At 74.2% G+C, this 14,517-nt stretch carries 14 protein-coding genes; 8 read left to right on the top strand and 6 right to left on the bottom strand.

All coding sequences use genetic code 11. The annotated features are described in order from the left end of the window. Positions 1-285 precede the first annotated feature (285 nt). Positions 286-918 carry a maleylpyruvate isomerase family mycothiol-dependent enzyme gene (locus tag AC3RJ8_RS10995; protein WP_489712665.1) on the bottom strand — a complete coding sequence of 211 codons (633 nt, stop codon included), beginning with the start codon at positions 916-918 and terminating at the stop codon, positions 286-288. Positions 919-1,135: 217 nt separating this feature from the next. Here AC3RJ8_RS10995 and AC3RJ8_RS11000 point away from each other — a divergent pair, with 217 nt between their 5' ends. Continuing rightward, complete coding sequence (locus AC3RJ8_RS11000) at positions 1,136-1,768, top strand: alpha/beta fold hydrolase (protein ID WP_489712666.1); 633 nt, start codon at positions 1,136-1,138, stop codon at positions 1,766-1,768. Positions 1,769-1,936: 168 nt separating this feature from the next. Further along, entirely contained in the window at positions 1,937-3,298 is a 1,362-nt protein-coding gene (locus AC3RJ8_RS11005) for an MFS transporter (protein WP_489712667.1), read from the top strand. Between the two features lie 39 nt (positions 3,299-3,337). On the opposite strand, the gene AC3RJ8_RS11010 is transcribed toward AC3RJ8_RS11005, so the two are convergent. The 3 genes from AC3RJ8_RS11010 to AC3RJ8_RS11020 all read right to left on the bottom strand — a co-directional run bounded on the left by AC3RJ8_RS11010 (position 3,338) and on the right by AC3RJ8_RS11020 (position 6,588). Next, positions 3,338-4,129, bottom strand: coding sequence for an SDR family oxidoreductase (locus AC3RJ8_RS11010; protein WP_489712668.1), 792 nt, complete (start codon positions 4,127-4,129; stop codon positions 3,338-3,340). Positions 4,130-4,483: 354 nt separating this feature from the next. Continuing rightward, the gene (locus tag AC3RJ8_RS11015; protein ID WP_489712669.1) at positions 4,484-6,034 is read right to left on the bottom strand and encodes a molybdopterin-dependent oxidoreductase; all 1,551 of its coding nucleotides are present in this window, start codon (positions 6,032-6,034) and stop codon (positions 4,484-4,486) included. A 128-nt stretch (positions 6,035-6,162) separates the two neighbouring features. After that, entirely contained in the window at positions 6,163-6,588 is a 426-nt protein-coding gene (locus tag AC3RJ8_RS11020; RefSeq protein WP_489712670.1) for a CoA-binding protein, read from the bottom strand. Between the two features lie 293 nt (positions 6,589-6,881). On the opposite strand from AC3RJ8_RS11020, the gene AC3RJ8_RS11025 reads away from it, so the two are divergent. From AC3RJ8_RS11025 to AC3RJ8_RS11035, 3 genes are read left to right on the top strand one after another with little or no spacing between them, the layout of a single operon-like run. Next, positions 6,882-7,919: a putative F420-0 ABC transporter substrate-binding protein gene (locus tag AC3RJ8_RS11025; RefSeq protein WP_489712671.1), complete on the top strand. Its 1,038-nt coding sequence runs from the start codon at positions 6,882-6,884 to the stop codon at positions 7,917-7,919. After that, on the top strand, positions 7,912-9,021 hold the full coding sequence (locus tag AC3RJ8_RS11030) for a putative F420-0 ABC transporter permease subunit (RefSeq protein WP_489712672.1): 1,110 nt from the start codon (positions 7,912-7,914) through the stop codon (positions 9,019-9,021). The genes AC3RJ8_RS11025 and AC3RJ8_RS11030 overlap by 8 nt, the downstream gene beginning before the upstream one ends. Continuing rightward, a complete protein-coding gene (locus AC3RJ8_RS11035) occupies positions 9,018-9,926 on the top strand; it encodes an ABC transporter ATP-binding protein (protein WP_489712673.1) in 909 nt (302 codons plus the stop codon). The genes AC3RJ8_RS11030 and AC3RJ8_RS11035 overlap by 4 nt, the downstream gene beginning before the upstream one ends. Before the next feature lie 5 nt (positions 9,927-9,931). On the opposite strand, the gene AC3RJ8_RS11040 is transcribed toward AC3RJ8_RS11035, so the two are convergent. Further along, positions 9,932-11,083, bottom strand: coding sequence for a DUF6318 family protein (locus tag AC3RJ8_RS11040; protein ID WP_489712674.1), 1,152 nt, complete (start codon positions 11,081-11,083; stop codon positions 9,932-9,934). 72 nt (positions 11,084-11,155) lie between these two features. Further along, positions 11,156-11,551 carry a DoxX family protein gene (locus tag AC3RJ8_RS11045; RefSeq protein ID WP_489712675.1) on the bottom strand — a complete coding sequence of 132 codons (396 nt, stop codon included), beginning with the start codon at positions 11,549-11,551 and terminating at the stop codon, positions 11,156-11,158. A 52-nt stretch (positions 11,552-11,603) separates the two neighbouring features. Here AC3RJ8_RS11045 and AC3RJ8_RS11050 point away from each other — a divergent pair, with 52 nt between their 5' ends. The 3 genes from AC3RJ8_RS11050 to AC3RJ8_RS11060 all read left to right on the top strand — a co-directional run bounded on the left by AC3RJ8_RS11050 (position 11,604) and on the right by AC3RJ8_RS11060 (position 14,515). After that, positions 11,604-12,197 carry an HhH-GPD-type base excision DNA repair protein gene (locus AC3RJ8_RS11050; RefSeq protein ID WP_489712676.1) on the top strand — a complete coding sequence of 198 codons (594 nt, stop codon included), beginning with the start codon at positions 11,604-11,606 and terminating at the stop codon, positions 12,195-12,197. After that, complete coding sequence (locus tag AC3RJ8_RS11055) at positions 12,194-13,258, top strand: glutathione S-transferase family protein (RefSeq protein WP_489712677.1); 1,065 nt, start codon at positions 12,194-12,196, stop codon at positions 13,256-13,258. The genes AC3RJ8_RS11050 and AC3RJ8_RS11055 overlap by 4 nt, the downstream gene beginning before the upstream one ends. Before the next feature lie 192 nt (positions 13,259-13,450). Then, positions 13,451-14,515 (top strand): iron-siderophore ABC transporter substrate-binding protein, encoded by a 1,065-nt coding sequence (locus AC3RJ8_RS11060; protein ID WP_489712678.1) that lies wholly within the window; start codon positions 13,451-13,453, stop codon positions 14,513-14,515. The last annotated feature ends 2 nt before the right edge of the window (positions 14,516-14,517 follow it).

Genomic DNA, 14,517 nt, shown 5'->3' on the forward strand with positions numbered 1-14,517 from the left:
TCCTGGGACGAGCGACGGTGGTACGACGACGGCACTGCTGCACGAGGACGACGTCGGTGCTCGCGGCGTCCCGTTCCGGACGCCGCGCGGACCGTGCCGCGGTACCACCCCGCTTGCGGACCCCTCGTCGAGCATCAGGGTCCGCCGCTCGTTGACGGCTGTGACGGGCCTACCCGTCCGGTTCTACTGGGAGCGACGTGTCGCCCCGTTCTTCCGGAGGCTCGCCGGTGATGGCCGGGTCGATGCCTGTGCTCCGATGATAGCGAGCCGCGCAAGCCGCCGGCGTCAGCGGCGTCCGGCCAGCACGCCGGCCCCGCTGCCGGTCAGCTCCTCGGCACCCACCGGTCGTCCGGACGCCGCGAGCAGCAACGAGATCGCCGCGCCCCGGACCGGTTCCCCGTCACCGATGCTCCCGTCGGCGTCCACGGGGTCGAGGCGCAGGCGGTCGACGCGCTCCCGCCCGCCGCCGAACGACGCTCCTGTCCGGGCGACGTAGCGCAGCGCCTGCATGACCCGCTCCGGCGGGTAGGACGCCCCGATCCCGAGCGGTCGGCGGATGTCCTCGCCGTGCACGTACGCCTCCACGAGCCGAGCCGCCAGCGGACCGGGAGGAGTGTCGGTCCGGTCGATCACCGCGCGGAGCGACGCCAGGGTGCGCCGCGGGTCGTCCGCTCGGTGCCGTGCCACCCCGCGGTCGTTCACGCGGTCGAAGTCGAACCGGGCGGTCACCATCTGGCGCAGGAAGCCCCGCCTCGTCGTCGTCGCGGAGTCGACGAGGTGCGCCACGACGTCGTGCACGGTCCACCCCGGGCACAGGGACGCCGTCTGCCACCGCTCTTCGGAGATCCCGTCGAGATCGTCGACGAGGCGGCGCCGTTCGGCGTGCACGGCGTCCCAGACGGTCGCAGCGTCGTTCATGGATCCAGCCCCTTCCGACGGACGCTGCCGACGTCCGGCAGCGTGTTCCGCAGCACAGACCGCGCGACGCGACCATACTCATCGCTGCCGACCTCGGCGGGCCCTCACCGCGACGGGTCTAGGGTCCTGCTGACACGACCGCACGAGGAACACCGACGCCCACGGAGGCAAGCACATCGACCGCCCCGGGACCTCCACGACGACGCCGCACCGGTTCGTGCGCCGTGACGGCGTCGACCTCGCCGTCACCGACCGGGGCGGCGACGGCCCGCCGGTGATCCTCCTGCACGGCCTGGCCGGGAGCTCACGCGAGCTGTGGCCCACCGCCGACGCGCTGACGGACCGGTTCCACGTGCTCCTTCTCGACCAACGAGGCCACGGGCACAGCACCCGGCGGCCCAGCGACGTGTCCCGCGATGCCTTCGTCGCCGACGTCGTCGCGGTGATCGAGGAACTGACCGACGAGCCGGTGCGCCTCGTCGGACAGTCGATGGGCGCCCACACAGCGTTCCTCACGGCCTCGGCCCGTCCCGACCTGGTCGACCGCCTCGTCCTGCTCGAGGGGCACGTCGCCGGTTTCGCCGATCCCGGTGCGGCGCGCGCGATCGGCCGGTCTTTCGCCTCCTGGCCCCTGCCGTTCGCCGACGACGGCATGTTCACCGCCGAGGCCAAGGACGAGCTGGTCCGCCGTCGGCCCGCGACCAGGCGTGCCGACCTGGCGGACGCCGGTCACGACGCCCACCTCGACGCCCACCTCGACGCCCACCTCGACGCCTTCGACGACTGGATCGCGGTCCTGCGCGACGACCTCGACCGGGACGTCGACGATGCTGCGACGCTCGACGAGTAGCAGCCGGTCGCGAGAGACCACGTGGAACCGGGCCGTGCTGGTCACCGGGTCGGCGAAAGATCTCCGTCAACGTCCCCCGAATTCGTGCCGATCAGTCGTCGGCGGACGCGACGGACGGCTCGGCAGCCGTACTGTCAGGGGCAGACGTCACGACACGAGGAGCACCCCATGACCGACCAGGCGCGAGCCGCGGCGGACCCCGCGCCGCCCGTCTCCCGGGTGGACCCGCAGCAGCGCCGGACGGTGCTCGTCCTCGTCTTGGCGCAGGTGCTCTCGGGCGCCGGGCTCGCGGCCGGGATCACCGTGGGCGCCCTCCTCGCGGCCGACATGCTCGCCACGACCGCCTACGCCGGCCTGCCCGCCGCCCTGTTCACCGCCGGGTCCGCCGCGGCGGCGCTGGTGGTCGGACGCCTGTCGCAGCGCTGGGGGCGCCGGGCCGGCCTGACCTTCGGCTACCTGACCGGGGCGGTCGGCGCGGCCGGCGTCGTGGTCGCGGCCGTCCTCGACGACGTCGTGCTGCTCTTCGTCGCCTTCGCCGTCTACGGTGCGGGCACCGCGACGAACCTGCAGGCCCGGTACGCGGGTGCCGACCTCGCCTCGCCCCGGCACCGCGGCCGGGCCGTGAGCACCGTCCTCGTGGCGACCACGGTCGGGGCAGTGGCCGGCCCGAACCTGGTCGGCGTCATGGGTGACCTCGCGGCCGGCTGGGGCATCCCGCCGCTCGCCGGACCCTTCCTCCTCGGCGGCGCGGCCTACGCGGCCGCCGGGGTGGTGCTCTGGGTGCTCCTGCGGCCCGACCCGCTGCTGCTCGCCCGCGAGCGCGCCGAGCAGGCCGCCCTCGCGCCGCAGGCGGCACCCACCGAGCCCGCCGCCGGCTCGTCCGCGCCGTCGACGTCGACGGCGACCGCGGTCGCTCCCCCGCCGCAGGTGACCGAGCCGACCGACCGGCAGGTGCGCCGCACCGTGCTGCTCGCGGGCACGATCATGGTGCTCACCCAGGGCGTCATGGTCGCCATCATGACGATGACCCCGATCCACATGGAGCACCACGGGCACGCCGTGGCCACCGCCGGGTTCGTCATCGCCGTGCACGTCGGGACGATGTACCTCCCCTCGCCACTGTCGGGCTGGCTCACCGACCGGTTCGGTCCCGTGCGCGTGGCCGTGGCGGCCGCCGCCACCCTGCTCGCGGCGGGCCTGGTCTCGGCGCTCGTTCCGCCGTCGTCGGTGGTGGGGCTCGCCGTGGGTCTGGGTCTGCTCGGGCTCGGCTGGAGCCTCGGCCTCGTCTCCGGCACCGCCCTGCTCACCACGATGGTGCCGCTGGAGGTCCGGGCGCGCACACAGGGTTCCGTCGACCTGGCCGTCGCGCTGGCGGGCGCCGCCGGCGGGCTCGGCTCAGGGTTCGTCGTCGCGTCGTCGAGCTACGCGACCCTCGCGCTCGGCGGCGGGGTGCTCGCCCTCCTCGTGCTGCCCGTCATCGCGTTCGCGGGCCGCGCCCCGCGCCGGACGTCTCCGTCCGGCACGATATGACGCCGTGAACCGGTCCGGGTCGACAGGTTCGGCGGACGGTCAGACCCCGGTGCGGGCGATCTTGGAGTTGTGCACCTGCGCACGGGGCCGGATGACCATGAGGTCCAGGTTGACGTGCGGCGGCCGGGTCAGGGCGTACGCGATCGCGTCGGCGACGTCGTCCGCCACCAGCGGCTGGTAGCCCTCGTACACGGCGGCGGCCTTCTCGGCGTCGCCGTCGAACCGCACCAGCGAGAACTCCTCCGTGGCGACTGCGCCCGGGGCGATCTCGACGACCCGGACCGGCTCGCCGGCGAGCTCCCAGCGCAGCGTCGTCGACAGCATCCGCTCGCCGTGCTTCGCCGCGGTGTACCCGGCACCACCCTCGTAGGCGCCGTGCGCGGCGGTCGAGGTGACGACGACGACGTCCGCGCCGGTTCCCTCGGCACCGCCGTGACGCTCGGCCGACGCCCGCAGCAACGGCAGCACACCTTTCGTCACCCGCAGCGTGCCCAGCACGTTGAGCTCGTACATGTGCCGCCACTGGTCGACGTCGGCGTCCTCGACCCGGTCGAGGCCGAACGCTCCCCCGGCATTGTTGACCACGCCGTCGAGACCGCCGGTCTCCCCCAGGTGAGCCACCAGGGCGTCGACGGCCGCCTGGTCCGTCACGTCCAGGGGGAAGGCCTCGGCACCTGTCTCGGCCGCGAGCGCCTCGAGCCGGTCGGCACGCCGGGCCGCGGCGACGACGTCGTAGCCCTCGGCGCGCAGCCGGCGGACGGTGGCGGCGCCGATGCCGGACGACGCTCCGGTGACCAGGATGCGGCGGGTGTATGCGGTGCTGGTGCTCATGGGGCGCTCCTCGGAAAGTGGTCGGCGCGGATCGTCCGGACGTCGCGGGCGGGTGCGACGCTACCGTGGCGTCGTGACCGTCGCCCAGGCCCTGCTGGCCTTCACCGTCGTGGCCGCGCTGCTGACCGTCATCCCGGCATGGACACCGCTCTCGTGCTGCGCAGCACGCTGACACGCTCGCGGCGGCACGGGTTTGCCGCGCTCGCCGCCATCCAGGTCGGCACCCTGCTGTGGGGCGCTGCCGCAGCCGGAGGAGCCGCCGCTCGACCGGGTCACCGGGGGGCTGCTCGTCGCGCTCGGGGCGCGGCTGGCCGTCGAGTCGCGCGCCTGACGGGCCGCGCGTGGCGACGGCCGTCAGCCCACGCTGACCTGCACGGTGTGCCAGCCGGTCGCGCCGTCGGGGGCCGGCGGCGCCTCGTCGCTCGTCTGGACCTGGCCGTCCGCGTCGGTCGCTCGGACGGCGACCGTGTGGTCGCCCGCCGGCGCGTCCCACACGTAGCGCCACTGGCGCCAGGTGTCGGGCCCGACGGTGTCGGCGATCTCGGCGGCCTGCCAGGGGCCGTCGTCGACGCTCACCTCGACCGCGGCGATGCCCGTGTGCTGGGCCCAGGCGACCCCGGCCACCACCACCTCGCCCACCTCGACGTTCCCGCGCGGCACGTCGATGCGGGACTGGAGCTTGACGGGGCCGAGCGCCGACCAGCCGCGGGGCGTCCAGTAGCCCTGGTCGTCGGCGAACCGGGTGACCTTGAGCTCGGTGACCCACTTGGTCGCCGAGACGTAGCCGTACAGGCCGGGCACCACCAGGCGGGCCGGGAATCCGTGCTGCTCGGGCAGCGGCTCGCCGTTCATGCCGATCGCGAGCAACGACTCGCGGTCGGGGTCGGTGAGGACCTCCAGCGGGGTGCCGGCCGTCCAGCTGTCGGCGCTGGTCGAGAGCACCATGTCGGCGTCCGCCTGCGGCTTCGCCCGGGCCAGCAGCTCACGGATCGGGTAGCCCAGCCACCGGGCGTTGCCGATGAGGTCCCCGCCGACGGCGTTGGACACGCAGGCCAGCGTCACGTGGTGCTCGGTGAGCGGCAGCTCGAGCAGCTCGTCCCAGGTGAGCTCGAACGGCTCCTCGACGAGCCCCGTGACCTTCAGGGACCACTCGGCGGGGTCGACCTGGGGCACACGCAGGGCGGTGTCGATGCGGTAGAAGTTGTCGTTCGGGCTGATGTACGGCGCGACGTCGGGTATCCCGAGGTCGGCACCGGCCGGGACAGCGGGGGCCGGCGTGGCCGGTGCGGGCAGCCGGATCGCCTCGCGGACCACCTCGACCGCGCGGCTCCCGGCGGACACCACCCGGGCGGCGGCCAAGGCCACCACGGCGCCGGCGGCGGTCGCGCCCGTCCACACGAGGAACGAACGGCGGGTGGGGACGTCGTCAGGCGGCGGGCCACCGCCCGGCAGCCCGTCGGGCGCGACCGGCTGCGGCACGCGGGACACGATCACCCGCAGCAGGACGACCGCCGCGCCGACGCCGAGCACGCTGGGCAGCATCCAGACGACGGTGGCGCCCGGTCGGTTCATCGCCACCAGCGCGAGAGCCAGCCCCACGGCCGCCAGCAGGACGGCGCCGGACGGCGGTCGGCGCCGCTCGAGCCATCCCGCCAGGGCGGCGCCCGCGGCCAGGACCAGTCCCATCGACGCCAGCAGCACCGCCTTGTCCGCCGTGCCGAACCACTCGACGGCGAAGTCCTTCAGCCACGGCGGCACGACGTCGACGAACGCCGCGCCCAGTGCCAGAACGGGCGAGGACGCCGGGTCGACGACGGCGGCGACCAGCTCCGCGCCCGCCAGCCCCGCGCCCGCGGCGACGACGCCGCCGAGAGCGGCCCAGCGGCCCCCTGTGCTCTGCTCCATGCCGCCCACTCTGTCACCATCGAGCGCGCTCACCAGGCCGACGACGCCGTCGGACACCGACCGTCACGGCCTCGTAAGGAGTCGGGTCCTCGCGGCCGCGCCGGGCTCGGGCCGGCCCGGGACCCGGCTCAGGAGCTGCCGAGCCGGGGCAGCTCGATGGCCGGGCAGCGGTCCATCACCATGTCGAGGCCCGCTGCCCGCACGCGGTCGGCGGCGTCGTGGTCGATGACACCGAGCTGGAGCCACACGCCGCGGGCGCCGATCTGGACCGCCTGGTCGGCGACGTCGCCCGCCAGCTCGGACCTGACGAAGACGTCGACGACGTCGACGGGGAAGGGGATCTCGGCGAGGGACGCGTACCCCTGCTCACCGTGCACGGTGGCCGCCGAGGGGTGCACCGGGACGATGCGCTTGCCGTGCCGCTGCAGCGTCCTGGCGACGCCGTAGGCGGCGCGCGCGGTGTTGGTGGACAGGCCCACCACCGCCCACGTCGTCGTGTCCTGCAGCAGGCGCCGGATCGTCTCGTCGGTCGCCGAGGTCGTGGAGCTGGTCATGCTGGTGCCAACCGGGCTCCGGCCGGCTCTGTTCCCGCCGTCCCCCCCTCGGACACCGAGACCGGACGACCTGGTGGACCGGCTGGCACGGACGTCGTGGAAGGCTGCCGGGACCTGACGGCTCGGCGTCGTACTAGGCTGGACGGCACGGACCACGGGCACCGATGAATCGCCCGTCGGCGCGGCCCCTCCCTCTGGGTCGCAGGTCCGGCCGGTGCGAGATGACGCACCCCGCCCACCCTGCACGGCCCTGCCCGTCGCCGTGCGCCGTCCGCTCTGAGGGAGCCCTCCGCGTGCCTCGTCCGCACCTTCTCGCCCTGCCCGTCATCACCGTCCTGACCCTTGCCGCCTGCTCGTCGGGCACCCGCGCGGCCGACGACGGCGGTTCCCCGGACCCGGCCGGTTCGTCCGGTCCGGACGGCGCCGGGACGTCCGCCACGCAGTACCCGCTCACGCTCGACAACTGCGGGACCGAGGTGACGTTCGAGGCGGCCCCCGAGCGCGTGGTGACCATCAAGTCCTCCACGGCCGAGACCCTGCTGGCCCTCGGGCTCGGGGACCGGGTCGTCGGGGCGGCGTTCCTCGACGGCGAGGTGCCCGACTGGCTCGCCGACGCCGCCGCGGGGACCGCGGTGGCCGAGCCGGTCAGCGACGAGGTGCCCGGCACCGAGGCCGTGCTCGAGCTGGAGCCGGACCTGGTCTACGCGGGCTGGGAGTCGAACGTGTCGGCCGACGGCGCCGGCGACCGCGAGACCCTCGCCTCCCTGGGCGTGCAGAGCTATGTCGCCCCGGCCGCGTGCAAGGACCCGGGCTACATGCCAAACCCGCTGACGTTCGAGGACGTGTGGGCCGACATCCGCGAGGTCGGCCGAATCTTCGACGTCGCCGAGGAGGCCGAGGCTGTCGTCGTCGAGCAGAGCGCCGTGCTCGGTGCCCTCGCCCCCGACGACCGCGACCTCGACGCCCTGTGGTACTCCTCCGGCAGCGACGTCCCGTACGTCGGGGCGGGCATCGGTGCGCCGCAGATGATCCTCGACGCCGTCGGCCTGGACAACGTCGCCGGCGACGTCGAGGACACGTGGACGTCGATGGGCTGGGAAGAGGTCGTCGACGCCGACCCGGACGTCATCGTCCTGGTCGACGCCGCCTGGAACAGCGCCGAGGACAAGATCGCCCGCCTCGAGGAGAACCCGGCCACCGCCCGGCTGACCGCCGTCGCCGAGGAGCGCTACCTCGTGGTGCCGTTCCCCGCCTCGGAGGCGGGGGTACGCAACGCCGACGCGGCGCTCGACCTGTCCGAGCAGCTCGCGGAGATCGACATCGATGGCTGAGACGGCCACGCGCGCCAGCACCGGGACGACCCCGGCGGCCCCGGGTGCCGCGGACGCACCCGGCACGCTGTCGCGCGGCCGGCTGCTCGCGTGGCTCGGTGGCACGACGGCGGCGCTGCTGGCGACCGTGGTCGTGACGGTCGCCATCGGCCCGGCCGGGCTGACGCCGTCGGACGTCGCACAGGTCGTGGCCACGCGGCTCGGCCTGGGCGACCTGCTGGGGCTCGCCGCCCCCGACACGCTGGCCGACGGCATCGTGTGGCAGCTGCGGATGCCGCGGGTGCTGACGGCCGCGGCCGTGGGGGCCGGGCTGGCGGTGTGCGGCGTCGTCATGCAGTCACTGACCCGCAACCCGCTGGCCGACCCCTACCTGCTCGGGCTGAGCTCGGGGGCGTCGTTCGGCGCGGCGTGCGTGCTCATCCTCGGCCTCACGGCCCTGCTGCCGGTGGCGGCGTTCATCGGCTCGACGGCGGCGCTCGTGACCACTCTCGCCCTGGCCTCGGCGTCGGGACGGGGGGCCGGCGGGCTGTCCCCGGCACGCACGGTGCTCGCCGGGCTGGCGGTGTCGCAGCTCGCCGCGGCGGCCACGAGCTTCGTCATCTTCTGGTCCGCCAAGGGCGACCAGTACCGCGAGATCCTGTCCTGGCTGCTCGGGTCCGTCGCCGGGGCCACGTGGGCCTCGGTGGCCGTGGCCGCCGGGGCGGTGCTGGTGCTCGGCACCCTGCTGGCCTCGACCGGGTCGGTCCTGGACGCCTTCACGTTCGGCGACACCTCGGCGGCCGCGCTCGGTGTGCCGGTCGCCAGGGTGCGCTGGGGACTGCTGCTCGCCGTCGCGCTGCTGACCGGGGCGCTGGTCTCGCAGTCGGGCGCGATCGGCTTCGTCGGGCTGATCCTGCCGCACGCCGTGCGCCTCCTCGTCGGCGCCCGCCACCGTGCCCTGCTGCCCCTGTCCATGCTGTGCGGGGCGACGTTCCTCGTCTGGGCCGACACCCTGGCGCGGACCGTCTTCGCGCCCCGTGAGCTGCCGGTCGGCATCGTCACCGCGGCGATCGGCGCCCCGGTGTTCGCGCTGCTGCTGTGGAAGGGACGGGCGCGCTCATGACGCAGACCGACGAGCGGTCGGCACGGACCGCGGACCACAGGTCCGACGCCTCGGGGGCCGGCACCGACGTGCGGGGCGGCCTGCTGGCCGAGCGGGTGCGCTGGTCCGTCGGCGGGCGACTGATCCTCGACGACGTGGACGTCGACGCGCCGCCGGGTGCGGTGACCGGTCTGCTCGGCCCCAACGGCACGGGGAAGTCGACGCTGCTGCGGCTGGTCGCCGGGGTGCAGCGGCCCGACGGCGGACAGGTGTCGCTGGTCGGCGCCGGTGCGGTCCCGGGAACGTCCGAACCTCCGGCGGCGGCCCTCCGCGAGGACCTGCTCGCCATGCCGCGCCGCCGGCGGGCGCGCACGCTGGCATTCGTGGAGCAGGACGCCGGCACCGAGCTGCCCGTCACGGTGCTGGACGCGGTCCTGCTCGGCCGCACCCCCCACCGGTCGCTGCTCGCCGGGCCCACCGAGGACGACCACACGATCGCGTGGGCGGCCCTCGACCGCGTCGGCGCGACCGACCTCGCCGGCCGGGAGATCTCCACCCTCTCCGGCGGGGAGCGCCAGCGCGTGCACATGGCCCGGGCGTTGGCCCAGGCGCCACGCGTGCTGCTGCTGGACGAACCGACCAACCACCTCGATGTCGCGGCCCAGCTGGCGACGATGCGCCTCGTGCGCGATCTCGCCGCCGAGGGTGTCACCGTGCTCGCCGCCCTGCACGACCTGTCGCTGGCGGCGTCGACGTGCGACCACGCCGTCGTCCTGGCCCCGGGAGAGGCCGGGCACGTGGTGGCGGCCGGTCCCGTCGAGGAGGTGCTCGTGCCGGAGGTCATCGACCCGGTGTACGGGGTACGGACCACGGTGCTGCGCCATCCGGGCACCGGCCGACCCGTGCTCACGTTCGACGAGCGCTGAGGCGGTCACGGGCCCTCGGTGAGCTCGACGACGTACCAGCGCCCGTCCGGGCCGTGCAGGAGGGTCGCCCGCAGGCCGTACTGCCCGGCCGGGAAGGTCTCCTCGCCCTCGGCGGTCCGCAGGACCATGTCCGTGGTGCGCACGCGGGTCTCCAGCAGGTAGACGTCCTCGTCCATCTCCGGGTCGAGGTCCTCGGGCGCGAGGACCTCCTCGGCGGGGACGCGCCGCACGAGATCGACCCGGGACGGCCCGGCCTCGATCTCGAACCCCGCGGCGAACGCCTCCACGGCGAGGTCACGGTTCGTCCGGCAGGCTGCGCAGTCGGGAGCCGACAGCCTGTCCAGCTCCTCGATCTCGCCCGTGCGGTACGCGTGCTGCTCCAGGGCGAGAAAGTGCTCCAGCGCCGCGACCGCGCCGTCGACGTCCCCGCGGGACATCGCGGGCAACGGTGCCGGCTCCTGGGCCGCCCCGGCCGACCCGGCGGTCTCCGCACGCGCGCCGTCACCGCCCGGCACGGACGTGACGTCCGCGACCGTCCACCGCCGGCCGTCGTGCGTCATCGTCACACGCGCCGGCTGCGGGCCCGACCCGCCGTCGAGGTCGTAGCTCGTCGCATCCACCGTGCCGTCCGGCCCGATCATCTGCGGCGAGACCGGGACGAGGTCGCTCAGGTGCTGCTCGAGCTCGACGTCGACGTCGACCGTCCGCTCGTCGCTCCGTGCGGCCTGGAGCACCTCGACGTCGAACCCTGCGAGACCCAGCTCCTCCAGCGTCACCTCGGCATCGGTGGCGCGGGCGTCCTGGGCACCCGCGGTGAACCCGAAGGTGGAGGCGAACCCCGCCATCGCCCCGCAGTAGAAGCAGTCCGGCGAGGAGCGGTCCGTCCAGTGGCTCTCGTCCCCGGACAGCACGATCTCGTCGAACGCCGCGAAGAAGTCGACAGCGGCGTCCGCCGCCGCCTCCGGGGTGTCCGGGTCGACGGCGTCCCGGGAGACCGGGCCTCCGGATCCGTCGGAGGTGCCGGCGGGCCCTGACCCGTCGTCCGTCGGACCGGCACAGGCGCTCACGACCAGCACGATCGCGACCGCCACCAGGGCGGCGGCCGCCCGGGGCGGGCGACCGGTCGGGCGGACGGGCGATACCTCGTGTGCTCTCATGCCCGGCGACGGTAGGGCCCCGGCGTGCCGCGGCGCCGTCGTCGTCCACAGCCTGTGGACGACCAGGTCCGCTCAGTGCTGAGCGGTACTGCCGCCCGTGCGCGCCACCCGCCACGCCCAGGCCACCAGCCGCACCTGGAGCGGGAGGCGGCCCCAGGCCACCGCCGGCTTCCGTGCCCAGGACCGCGCACCCGGGCGCGAGTCGAGGGCCATCTTGACGTTGCCGGGGAAGACCGCGACGAAGAGCGCGGCCGCGGCCAGGCCCCCGGCGCGCCGGGTGGCCGGCACGGCGACCGCGGCCGCGCACGCCAGCTCGGCGGCACCGCTGCCGTACACCCAGGCGCGCGGTGAGCCGAGGGATGCGGGGATCAGCGCCTCGAACGGGCGGGGGCGCCAGAAGTGCAGCGTGCCGGTGACGGTGAGTGCCGCCGCGAGGCTGCCGGCCAGGACGTTCGGGTGTCGAGCCATGCGGCTGAGGCTATCCGCCGCGACGCCGGCCGCGATCCGGCAGGATGGAGGCATGGCTACCGACCTCTGGATCACCGGTGACGCGGACACGGACCGCCTGCTCAGCGACGACCCGTTCGCGCTGCTGGTCGGGATGCTGCTCGACCAGCAGTACCCGATGGAGCACGCGTTCGCCGGACCGCGCAAGATCCTCGACCGGCTCGGCACGGTGGAACCGTCGGCGATCGCCGACGCCGACCCGGACGAGTTCGTGACGATGGCGACCACTCCCCCGGCGATCCACCGCTACGGCCGGTCCATGGCCGGACGCGTGCAGGCCGTCGCACGCGCCATCGTCGACGACTACGACGGCGACGCCTCCCGGATCTGGACCGACCCCGGCCCCTCCGGCGACGCGCCCACCGGCACCGAGGTTCTGCGTCGGCTCCATGCCCTGCCGGGCTACGGCGAGCGCAAGGCCAAGATCTTCCTCGCCCTGCTGGGCAAGCAGTGCGGCGTCGAGCCGGCCGGCTGGCGCGAGGCCGCCGGCGAGTTCGGGGAGCAGGGCTCCCGGCGCTCGATCGCGGACGTGACGAGCGCCGAGACGCTGCAGGAGGTCCGGGCGTTCAAGAAGGCGGCCAAGGCGGCGGCGAAGGAGGCGAAGTGAACGACCACGCGACGACGGCACGTCCGGAGCACTCCCAGGGCGGCACGTACACCGTCGAGGGCCAGGAGTTCGTGCGCGACGCGAACTACCTCTCGACCCGCATCACCCGCGACGGCGCGGACGGCTACCCGGTCGAGGCCGACCGCTACCGGCTCATCGCCGCACGCGCCTGCCCGTGGGCCAACCGCTCGATCATCGTGCGCCGGCTCCTGGGTCTGGAGGGCGTCATCAGCCTGGGGATGCCCGGCCCGACGCACGACGAGCGCAGCTGGACGTTCGACCTCGACCCCGGCGGCACGGACCCCGTACTCGGGATCGAACGGCTGCAGGAGGCGTTCTTCGCCCGCGACCCCGACTACCCCCGCGGCATCACCGTGCCCGCGATCGTGGACACCCGTGACGGCGCCGTCGTGACGAACGACTTCGCGCAGATCACGCTCGACCTGTCGACCGAGTGGACCGCTTTCCACCGCGAGGGGGCACCGCGGCTGCTCCCCGAGGACCCGGCCGAGCGGGACGAGATGGGCTCCGTGATGCGCCACGTCTACACCGAGGTCAACAACGGCGTGTACCGGTGCGGTTTCGCCGGATCCCAGGAGGCCTACGACGAGGCCTACGTGCGGCTGTTCGCGGCACTCGACCGGCTCGAGGAAAGACTCACCACGCGACGGTTCCTGATGGGCGCCGCGATCACCGAGGCCGACGTGCGGCTGTTCACGACGCTCGTGCGGTTCGACGCCGTCTACCACGGCCACTTCAAGTGCAACCGGAACAAGCTCACCGAGATGCCCGCGCTCTGGGCCTACGCGCGCGACCTGTTCCAGCTGCCCGGCTTCGGCGACACCGTGGACTTCGCCCAGATCAAGGAGCACTACTACGTGGTGCACACCGACATCAACCCGACACGGATCGTGCCGGCCGGCCCCGACCTGCGGGGATGGCTCGAACCGCACGGCCGCGAGGCGCTCGGCGACGACCCGTGGGGCGGCGGCACGCCGCCCGGCCCCGTGCCCGACGGCGAACAGGTGACGGCCGGGCACAGCCCGCTCGCTCCCGCCTGAGCGCCCCCCTGGCGAGCCGACGCGGCCCGCCCCTGTGAGACCCGTCACCACCGACCGTGGGGCGTTGCGCACCGCATTGCGACGACCATAGGTTAGGCAAGGCAAGCCTCACTGAGACGTCCGGCGACGGACGCACGACGACGGCTGCCGACAACCTCGCCGCCACGCGGCTCACACCTGTGGAAGGACACCATGTCTCGCACCGCCCGCCTGACCGCGCTCACCGCGGCCGCCGCCCTCACGCTCGGGCTCGCCGCCTGCTCGACCGACGGCGCCGAGACCGCCGCCGACGCCGACGCCGCGGCCGGATCCACCGGGTCCGACGACGCGTTCCCGGTGACCGTCGAGCACGCCTTCGGCAGCTCCACCATCGAGGAGAAGCCCGAGCGGGTCGCCACCGTGGCCTGGGCGAACCACGAGATCGCCCTCGCCCTCGGCGTCGTCCCGGTCGGCATGGCTGCCACCCCGTGGGGCGACGACGACGGCAACGGCGTGCACCCGTGGGTCGAGGACGAGCTCGAGGACCTGGGTGCCGAGATGCCGGTCGTCTTCGACGAGACCGACGGCATCGACTTCGAGGCGGTCGCCGACACGAACCCCGACGTCATCCTCGCCGCGTACTCCGGGCTGAGCCAGGAGGACTACGACACCCTCAGCCAGATCGCGCCCGTCGTGGCGTACCAGAGCGGCCCGTGGGCGACCACGTGGCGCGAGATGATCGAGATCAACGCGGCCGGGCTCGGCATGTCCGCCGAGGGCGACCAGCTCGTCGCCGACCTCGAGGCCGAGATCGCCGACACCGCCGCCGCACATCCCGAGCTCGAGGGGAAGTCGGCGATGATGGTCACCCACGTCGACCCCACGGACCTCAGCGAGATCAGCTTCTACTCGGCGAACGACCCCCGCAGCATCTACTTCGAGGACTTCGGCATGACGATGCCCCAGAGCCTCGTCGACTCCACCGAGGGTGATGCCTACAACGGCAGCGTCAGCACCGAGAACGCCGACATCTTCTCCGACGTCGACATCTTCGTCACCTACGGGGGCGACGAGCTGATCGAGGCGCTCGAGGCCGACCCGATCCTGTCGCAGCTGCCTGCTGTGGAGAACGGCGCCATCGTGAACCTGCCCGGCGACGGACCGATGGGAACCGCGGCGAACCCCACCCCGCTGCAGATCCCCTACGTCCTGGACGACTACCTCGGACTCCTGGCGGACGCCGCGACCGCTGGTGACGACGCGGACGCCCGGGACTGAGC

The organism is Isoptericola sp. MSGPD8_1_ISO-PGPR-S23-394 (genome assembly GCF_058072785.1).

Excerpts from the sequence above, each read along its gene's own strand:
- AC3RJ8_RS10995 (WP_489712665.1), bottom strand. The coding sequence starts at position 918 with ATGAACGACGCTGCGACCGTCTGGGACGCCGTGCACGCCGAACGGCGC.
- AC3RJ8_RS11005 (WP_489712667.1), top strand. The coding sequence starts at position 1,937 with ATGACCGACCAGGCGCGAGCCGCGGCGGACCCCGCGCCGCCCGTCTCC.
- AC3RJ8_RS11010 (WP_489712668.1), bottom strand. The coding sequence starts at position 4,129 with ATGAGCACCAGCACCGCATACACCCGCCGCATCCTGGTCACCGGAGCG.
- AC3RJ8_RS11015 (WP_489712669.1), bottom strand. The coding sequence starts at position 6,034 with ATGGAGCAGAGCACAGGGGGCCGCTGGGCCGCTCTCGGCGGCGTCGTC.
- AC3RJ8_RS11020 (WP_489712670.1), bottom strand. The coding sequence starts at position 6,588 with ATGACCAGCTCCACGACCTCGGCGACCGACGAGACGATCCGGCGCCTG.
- AC3RJ8_RS11030 (WP_489712672.1), top strand. The coding sequence starts at position 7,912 with ATGGCTGAGACGGCCACGCGCGCCAGCACCGGGACGACCCCGGCGGCC.
- AC3RJ8_RS11035 (WP_489712673.1), top strand. The coding sequence starts at position 9,018 with ATGACGCAGACCGACGAGCGGTCGGCACGGACCGCGGACCACAGGTCC.
- AC3RJ8_RS11040 (WP_489712674.1), bottom strand. The coding sequence starts at position 11,083 with ATGAGAGCACACGAGGTATCGCCCGTCCGCCCGACCGGTCGCCCGCCC.
- AC3RJ8_RS11045 (WP_489712675.1), bottom strand. The coding sequence starts at position 11,551 with ATGGCTCGACACCCGAACGTCCTGGCCGGCAGCCTCGCGGCGGCACTC.
- AC3RJ8_RS11050 (WP_489712676.1), top strand. The coding sequence starts at position 11,604 with ATGGCTACCGACCTCTGGATCACCGGTGACGCGGACACGGACCGCCTG.
- AC3RJ8_RS11060 (WP_489712678.1), top strand. The coding sequence starts at position 13,451 with ATGTCTCGCACCGCCCGCCTGACCGCGCTCACCGCGGCCGCCGCCCTC.